Raw genomic sequence first — 8,011 nt, forward strand, 5'->3', positions numbered from 1 at the left:
GCTGCATACTTGGCAACCTCTAAACTTGCCTTCATCAAATTATCCTCCTGTACTTCTTTTACTAATCTATGTTTTAATAAATAATTTAACCCTTCTAGTCTTATAGAATTTTAAGTTAAAAATAATTTAAAGTAAATTACATCAGTTAAAAGCATAGATTTTTTTAAATTTTATATAAGTTGAATACACACTTCGTTAACTATCATATTTTATTCATTAAATATAACTTATTAAATGTAAAAACTTTATTACAACTTATATATTACTTTATTGATTCACACTTTTCAATAAAATACTTATTTAACTTATTAAGAGAAGTGATAAGAACTTCTTTTTCATCATCTAGTAACCCATTCATCATTTCTTTTACCATTTCATTATGGAATCTTTCATGAAGTCTATTGGCAACCTTCCCCTTTTTAGTTAATTCAACTAAAACCACTCTTCTGTCTTCTTCTATTCTACTTCTTTCAACATATCCTTTTTTTATTAATCTATTAATAGATGTAGTTAATGTTCCAACAGTTATCCCTAAGTCTTGAGCTACTTCACTCATCATTCTTTTTGACTTACTACCTATTGCTTCAATAGTATGCATTTCTCTAACTGAAAGGTCAGAAAAATAACCACTCTTTAAAGTCTTCTCTTCTATTTGAAGAATCTCATTAAATATTTTTACTAATAACTCATTAACTACACTAGTTTCTTTTTGCATAATTAATTATCCCATCCTTTTTTCTATCGTTACTTAATTAAATAATAATCTAATTTCTAATAAATTTCAATTGAATATATAGTATTTAAGAAAATATTTTGATAATCAAACATTTTATTTTAACAAACCTTGTAAATATGAGAACTTAGTCCTAAAAACTATTCATTTTATTTACATTTTTAAATTTTATTTAATTATTTACTATTTAATGTAAATAGTCTATTATTTAATTATAGTCATAATTAGGAGGTTAATATTATGAATTATACAAAGGTTAAATTTGAAATATATATTCCTATTGATTTTGTTGAAAAACTCAGAGAAGGAATTAACAAAACCGATGCCCTTACTATTGGAAATTATGATAATTGTATTTCTATTACAGAAGTAACAGGGTATTATAGACCTTTAAAAGACTCTAAGCCTTATTTAGGAAAAGTAAATTCCTTATCTATTGAAAAAGAAGCTAAGATGGAATTTAGATGCTCCAAAGATTTAGCTTTAGAAGTAATAAACGTAATTAAAGAAATACATCCTTATGAAGAACCAGTCTATAACATAATCCCAGTAATAAACTAATGTAATAAAATGCGAAGCATTTTATTACTGAAAGAATGAAAAAATTAAAAAATGAAAGAATATCTAAAAAAATCCTTACAGATTCTTTAGGAAATCTTTGAAACAAAAGAGGTTTTGCATTGCAAAACCTCTTCCTTCATTTTTTCATTCTTTCATTCCTTAATTTTTTCATTTAAAATGCTTTGCATTTTAAAATTACTTTCATTATAATGAACCTTTTTAAAAATTATAGAATATTTTAATATAAACAGTAATTTTAGAGGTAAAAATAATGAAAGTTGTTGTAATTGGCGGAGGCTTTGCAGGATGTCAAGCTGCCATCCAAGCAAGAAAAATGAAAGCTGATGTTCATATTATTGAAAGATCAGATATGCTACTAGGTGTAGGTAATGTAGGTGGCATAATGAGAAATAACGGAAGATTTACTGCCGCTGAAGAATTAATAAATGTTGGTGCTGGTGAAATTATTGATATTATGGATGCTTTAGCTCTTCATACTAATGTTGATTTTTCAGGTCATAAGCATGCTAGCTTAACTGATATAGGAAAGGCTGAACCTATAATAAGAAGATATATAGAATCTCTTGGAATAAACATTCATTTTAAATCAAGAGCAGTAAATGTTTTATTAGAAGATAATTCTATTAAAAGCATTAAGTTAGCTGATGGTACTTTTGTTCATGGAGATGTATTTGTAGAAACCACAGGTTCTACAGGTTCCATGAGTAATTGTAATAAATATGGCAATGGATGTTCCATGTGTATATTAAGGTGCCCTACCTTCGGCAGTAGAGAAAGTTTAAGCTTAAAGGCAGGTATCAAAGATATTATAGGAGAAAGATCTAATGGTACTCCAGGTGCTATGAGCGGCTCTTGTGAAATGCCTAGAGAATCTTTATCTGATGAACTATTAGAGGAATTACGTATTAACGGAGTAGCTACTCTACCTATACCTAAAGAAGATATAAATTTAGATAAATTAAGCCAAAAAGTATGTCAGCAATATGCCCTTAAAGAATTTGCAGAAAATGTTATTCTCTTAGACACTGGTCATATTAAGCTAATGACTTCATATTATCCTATAGATAAACTAAGAAAAATAAAAGGGCTCGAAAACGCTAGATATATTGATCCATTATCAGGTGGCACTTCTAATTCCATCAGATATTTAGCATCAAGTCCTAGGGAAAATACAATGAAGGTACTTGGCTTAAATAATATGTTTTGTGCTGGAGAAAAATCAGGATTTTTCGTAGGCCATACTGAAGCTTTAGCAACTGGAGCTTTAGCTGGATATAATGCTGTAAAACTTATTTTAGGTGAGGATTTATTAACCTTACCTCGCGAAATCTCAATAGGTGATATCATTGCTTACGCAAATGAAACCTTAGAAATAGAAAATGGTAAAAGCATAAGACATACCTTCTCAGGTGGTGAATACTTCGATAGGATGAAGGAATTAAATTTATATACTATAGATAAAGAAAAAATTAAAGATAGGGTTAAATCTCTATCTCTAATAGGAATATTCAACCCTAGTAAGAATCAATAATTAATACGAAAAAGTATACTAATTTGTAAGAAATCTATTTTTTACATTAAAAAAGAAACTCCAATATTTCATTGGAGTTTCTTTTAGTATTTCTAATTATTAACCGTTAATTGCAAGTTTTATCGCCCCTGTTGGACACTTCTTAGTACAAATTTGACAATTTATACACTTATCATAATCTACTTTCGCTAGGTTATTAGTTACATGAACTGCATCCTTTGGACAGTTTCTTTCACATAACTTACATCCTATACAAGCAGATGAACAGTTTTCCTTAACATGTCTTCCTATTTCAATATTATTACACTCTACTCTTACCTTCTTAGATACAGGTACAGATTCTATTAGTCCTTTTGGACAGATGTTAATACATGCTCCACAGTTTGTACATTTGTCTACATTTACCTTTGCAACACCATTAACTATATCTAATGCTCCAAATTCACATACACTTACACATGTTCCTAGTCCTAAACATCCATAAGAACATGATTTAGCTCCACCATCTATCATTAATGAAGCAGTAAGACAATCTGTAACCCCTTCTAATTCATATCTATTCTTAGCTGAATCGCAATCTCCATTACACTTAACATAAGCAGTCATTTTTTCAGCTGCATCTACTGATATTCCTAAAACTTCTCCAATATCAGTTGCTGTTTTAGCACCACCAACTGAACATAGATTTGGCTTAGCGCCTTCCATTACTACTGCTTCTGCATAAGCATCACAACCAGCAAATCCACAACCACCACAGTTAGCACCTGGTAAACATTCTCTTAATTTAGGTATTTTAGGATCAACCTTTACTTCAAAAGCCTTTGATGCAAAACCTAAAAGCACTCCAAAAACTAATCCTAATACTCCTAAGCTTAAAGTTGCATATAAAATATTCATATTAACCCTCCCTTAGTGTATTAATCCTTGGAATCCTAAAAAGGCAATTGACATTAATGCTGCTGTGAATAATGTAATTGGTAACCCTCTTAGAACAACAGGTATGTTTTCATTATTATCTATTCTTTCTCTAATAAATGCTAAAAGAACTATAGATAGCATATATCCTGATGATGCCCCTAATCCGTTAACTACAGATTCTATAAATGTATATCCCTCTTGTATATTAAGAGTAGCCATACCTAGAACTGCACAGTTAGTAGTAATAAGTGGTAGATATATACCTAATGCCTTATGAAGGGCTGGTGAAAGCTTCTTCATAGCCATTTCAACAAATTGAACTAAAGCAGCTATTACTAATACATTAGCAATAGTATCTAAATACTCAAGTTCAAATGTTACTAGTATGCCATTATAAACAAGCCATGACATAATAGAAGCTAATATCATTACAAACATTACAGCAAGTCCCATTCCTATTGCTGCATCTTTTTTCTTAGAAACTCCAAGGAATGAACATATCCCTAGGAATTTAGATAGTACAAAGTTATTTACTAGCATTGCTGCTATAAAAATCATAAACAATTCCATAAGTTACACCCCTCTAGTTTTTCTTAATATCTTTTATTTCTAATTTATCTGAAGTACCACATCCACCAGTACCACATCCTGAACAACTTCCACAACTATGTTCTAAAGTCTTAACTTCTTCACCAGTTTTCTTAGCTTTATTTATATTGTAAGCATTTAACACTACCATAAGCCCTCCTAATGTAAAGAAAGCTCCTGGTGCTAATATCATTATAGAAGCTGGCTTAATAGCCTCAGGTATTACTTGTAATCCTAGTATTTGACCTGCACCTAAAATTTCTCTAAAAGTACCTATTAAAAACAATGCAATAGTGAAACCTAATCCCATACCTATAGCATCAAATATTGAAGGTAAAATTTTATTTTTTGAAGCATATGCTTCTGCTCTACCTAAAATAATACAGTTAACAACTATTAGTGGAATAAATATACCAAGTGATGCGTAAAGACTTGGAATATATCCTTGCATTAACATATCTACAATAGTAACAAAAGATGCAATAACTACTATGTAAGCAGGTATTCTAATCTTATCAGGAACAAGTTTTCTAATTGCTGAAATCATCATATTAGAAAATATTAATACTACTGTTGAAGCTAGTCCCATACCTAATGCATTTTTAGCACTAGTTGTAACTGCTAGAGTTGGACACATAGCTAAAACTTGAACAAAAATTGGATTTTCTGTTATTATTCCATTTTTTAATCTTTCAATTAATTTATTCATTACTTTCCTCCTAATTAATTACTAATTGGCACTTGCACTTGTGTCAGCATCAGTTTCTTCCTTTTGTTCTACCTCTTCACCTTTTATATTTTCTAAATAAAAAGTGATAGCTTCATTTACTGCTGTAACAGATGCCTTACTTGAAGTTGTTGCTCCTGAAATAGCTTCTACTTCAATATCTTTATTAGGAGTAACTTTTACAACCTCTAAAAGTCCTGTAGCTGGCTTATCCTTAAATCTTGATATAAACTTATCCTCAGAAATTTTTGCTCCAAGGCCTGGTGTTTCACTATGAGCTAATACTTTAACACCTGAAACTTTATCATCCTTTGAAATTGCAACTACAAAATCTACTGGTCCATGGAAGCCCTTACTAGTAACTTTTAAAACATAACCTACTACATCACTTCCATTAACAGCTTCATATATTTCTTTAATACTTCCTTCTTCTGCTAATTCAACATCCATATCTTGAATTTTTTCAGCCGTTGGCATTATATAATTTAAATCTTCTTTGCTGATTTTAGAATTTTCTATAATTGCTTCCTTAGTTAAATCATTAGCAAATCCTAATAATAATCCAGCAATCATAGTTATAACAAGAAGGATTCCTCCTAGCTTAAAATTTTCCTTCATAACATTAAGCCTCCTTCTTAACCTTATATTTTTTAGTTGTTAAATAATCTATAAGAGGTGTACATAAATTCATAATTATTATTGCATAATAAGGACCTTCTGGATTAAATCCTTGAACTGCAATTACTGATGCACAAACTCCTGCAATAGCTCCAAATATATATTGTCCTACTCTTGTCATCGGAGTAGTTCCATAATCTGTAGTCATAAATATTGCAGCTAAGAAAAATGCTCCAGGTAATAATAAGTCTTTATCAAATACACTGTACATAATCATAGATGAAGCTATAAATGCTACTGGACCTCTTAAACTAATTCTACCTCTTAATGCTAAGTATAATCCACCTAAGCATAAAGCTAAAATTGATACTTCACCTATATTTCCAGTTGCTTGTCCTATAATCTTATCCATTAAAGGTACTACTACTTCTGTCGCACTTGCTGATGTTGTTGCATCACTTGCAGGCTTTGCCATAACCCCTGCCCAAGAAGCAATTAAAAATGCCTTAGTTGCTGCAGCTGGGTTCATAAAGTTTTGACCAAGTCCACCAAAGAATTGCTTAACTACTATGCTAGCAAATATTGATCCTATTATAGGAATCCATAAAGGCACATGAGTAGGCATAACAAGAGCCACTAATATACCTAAAACAATAGGACTTAAATCAGTAATAAACCTTGTCTTTTTAACATATTTATTCCAAATTCCTTCTGCAATTATAGAAGTTAAAATAGTTGCTACAATTATTTTAACTGCATCTATTTTGTAAAAATAAATACCCGCAAAAATTGCTGGAATTAAAGCAATAATAAAATCTATCATTATCTTATTAATCTCTAGACCTTTTTTAATATAAGGTGCTGGAGATATTTTAAGATTATTCTTTTCCACAGTCTTCACTCCTATTCAGATTTTCTTAATTTATTGAAAAGTTTTTGCTGTTTTAATTGCTTGTGCAATTTCAATATTAGATGGGCAAACATAACTACATAAGCCACAATCTATACATTTATCCCCACCAAACTTTATAAACTCTTCTTTTTCATTTCTTTTATATAAGTCATAAAGTTTAATTGGATTTAATCCTTCAGGACAAACTCTTAAACATTTACTACAATTTATACAGCTATAAGATTCATTTGAAGGTAAATCTTCTGTAGATAAAAATAAAATACTTCTTGTTTCAGATGTTATTTTATTATCTAAATTATATACTTGTTTTCCATTAAGAGATCCACCATCAACAACCTTAGCTAAGCTATCTACATTTCCATTAATTGTTTCAAATATTTCTCTATATGTAGCTTCTTTCTTTAAAGCTAAAACTTTATTACCTTCTACAGCTCTTCCATATACAGTTATAAAACTTTCAGCTATTTGACCTTTAGATACTTGTCCTATTCTTATAACATCCACAATATCAATGATTAGAACATTATCATTACTTGAGAAAATCTTACTTGCTAATTTTTTACCGTTTAACTCTTCTATTCTTTTTACAGTAGTAACATCACTAAACTCTTTAAGAGAAGTAATTAGTTCTTTATCTTCTTTTGATACCACTACTTTCAAGTCACATAGTCCCTTTAGTTTTTCAAAACCAACTTTTAAATCTTCTTTTCTTTCCTTAGCAATAACTTTATACCCATTTAAATTAGGTTGAAAGCTAAATGCTTTAATAATAACTTTTTTTCCTTTAAACTTTTCTACAGTTTCTTTTGTTTTTTCTTGCAAATCTTTAGTAAAGCTTTCCAAATCAGTATTTTCTTCGTTTAAGACTTCACATAATTTAGCATCTTTTAATATAAACATTTTATTAGAAACATTTACATTATTAAACAGATTACATAACACTATAAACCCTCCTATAATGACTGTCTTAATGACAGCTTATTATAAATTAACATTTAAAAATTACTAATAATTTCATAGTTAAACTGGTATTTATTTAAAATCTCAATTTAACAACGTTCTAATATTAACATAAAAGCATCTTATGAACAACTTAAAGCAATTATAATTATAATCGAATTAACAAATTGTTCAAATATTTTTCACTAATATTTTATACATTTTTCTAACAAATCCATATTAAACTATTACATTTTTACTAGTTTAATAAAATAAAGTAAGTTTTATATTAAAACTTACTTTCTATTAAATCCTTGTATTCATCAAACTTTCTTAATTTATTAATTTCTTTATCCTTTATCATATATTCAAGAAAAAAACTATTTAATTCAATACTTTTATACAAATCTTTTATTGCCTTTTTATATTCACCTGCATTTATATAAAAACAACATCTATTAT

General features: G+C 29.1%; 10 protein-coding genes. 2 read left to right on the plus strand and 8 right to left on the minus strand.

From position 1 onward, the window contains the following. Positions 1-262 precede the first annotated feature (262 nt). A complete protein-coding gene (locus E6248_RS10275) occupies positions 263-715 on the minus strand; it encodes a transcriptional regulator, SarA/Rot family (protein WP_316340716.1) in 453 nt (150 codons plus the stop codon). Positions 716-973: 258 nt separating this feature from the next. Here E6248_RS10275 and E6248_RS10280 point away from each other — a divergent pair, with 258 nt between their 5' ends. Together E6248_RS10280 and E6248_RS10285 are read left to right on the plus strand one after the other, a co-directional pair. Further along, on the plus strand, positions 974-1,294 hold the full coding sequence (locus E6248_RS10280) for a cytochrome C biogenesis protein (RefSeq protein ID WP_316340717.1): 321 nt from the start codon (positions 974-976) through the stop codon (positions 1,292-1,294). 271 nt (positions 1,295-1,565) lie between these two features. Continuing rightward, complete coding sequence (locus E6248_RS10285; RefSeq protein WP_316340718.1) at positions 1,566-2,846, plus strand: FAD-dependent oxidoreductase; 1,281 nt, start codon at positions 1,566-1,568, stop codon at positions 2,844-2,846. Between the two features lie 99 nt (positions 2,847-2,945). Here E6248_RS10285 and E6248_RS10290 read toward each other — a convergent pair whose 3' ends face one another. From E6248_RS10290 to E6248_RS16415, 7 genes are all read right to left on the minus strand, one after another. Beyond that, positions 2,946-3,743, minus strand: coding sequence for an RnfABCDGE type electron transport complex subunit B (locus E6248_RS10290; RefSeq protein ID WP_316340719.1), 798 nt, complete (start codon positions 3,741-3,743; stop codon positions 2,946-2,948). Between the two features lie 12 nt (positions 3,744-3,755). Continuing rightward, the gene (locus E6248_RS10295) at positions 3,756-4,334 is read right to left on the minus strand and encodes an electron transport complex protein RnfA (RefSeq protein ID WP_156626018.1); all 579 of its coding nucleotides are present in this window, start codon (positions 4,332-4,334) and stop codon (positions 3,756-3,758) included. A 13-nt stretch (positions 4,335-4,347) separates the two neighbouring features. Beyond that, the gene (locus E6248_RS10300; protein WP_316340720.1) at positions 4,348-5,061 is read right to left on the minus strand and encodes an electron transport complex subunit E; all 714 of its coding nucleotides are present in this window, start codon (positions 5,059-5,061) and stop codon (positions 4,348-4,350) included. A 21-nt stretch (positions 5,062-5,082) separates the two neighbouring features. Then, positions 5,083-5,697 carry an RnfABCDGE type electron transport complex subunit G gene (locus E6248_RS10305; protein ID WP_156626016.1) on the minus strand — a complete coding sequence of 205 codons (615 nt, stop codon included), beginning with the start codon at positions 5,695-5,697 and terminating at the stop codon, positions 5,083-5,085. 4 nt (positions 5,698-5,701) lie between these two features. Then, a complete protein-coding gene (locus E6248_RS10310; protein ID WP_316340721.1) occupies positions 5,702-6,589 on the minus strand; it encodes an RnfABCDGE type electron transport complex subunit D in 888 nt (295 codons plus the stop codon). A gap of 30 nt (positions 6,590-6,619) precedes the next feature. Further along, positions 6,620-7,552 carry a 4Fe-4S dicluster domain-containing protein gene (locus E6248_RS10315; RefSeq protein ID WP_316340722.1) on the minus strand — a complete coding sequence of 311 codons (933 nt, stop codon included), beginning with the start codon at positions 7,550-7,552 and terminating at the stop codon, positions 6,620-6,622. Positions 7,553-7,838: 286 nt separating this feature from the next. Next, positions 7,839-8,011, minus strand: a 173-nt coding sequence (locus tag E6248_RS16415; RefSeq protein WP_396335147.1) for a TPR end-of-group domain-containing protein, incomplete at its 5' end; no start/stop codon positions are given.

This window comes from Clostridium sp. (assembly GCF_032552055.1).
GTDB lineage: Bacteria > Bacillota > Clostridia > Clostridiales > Clostridiaceae > Clostridium.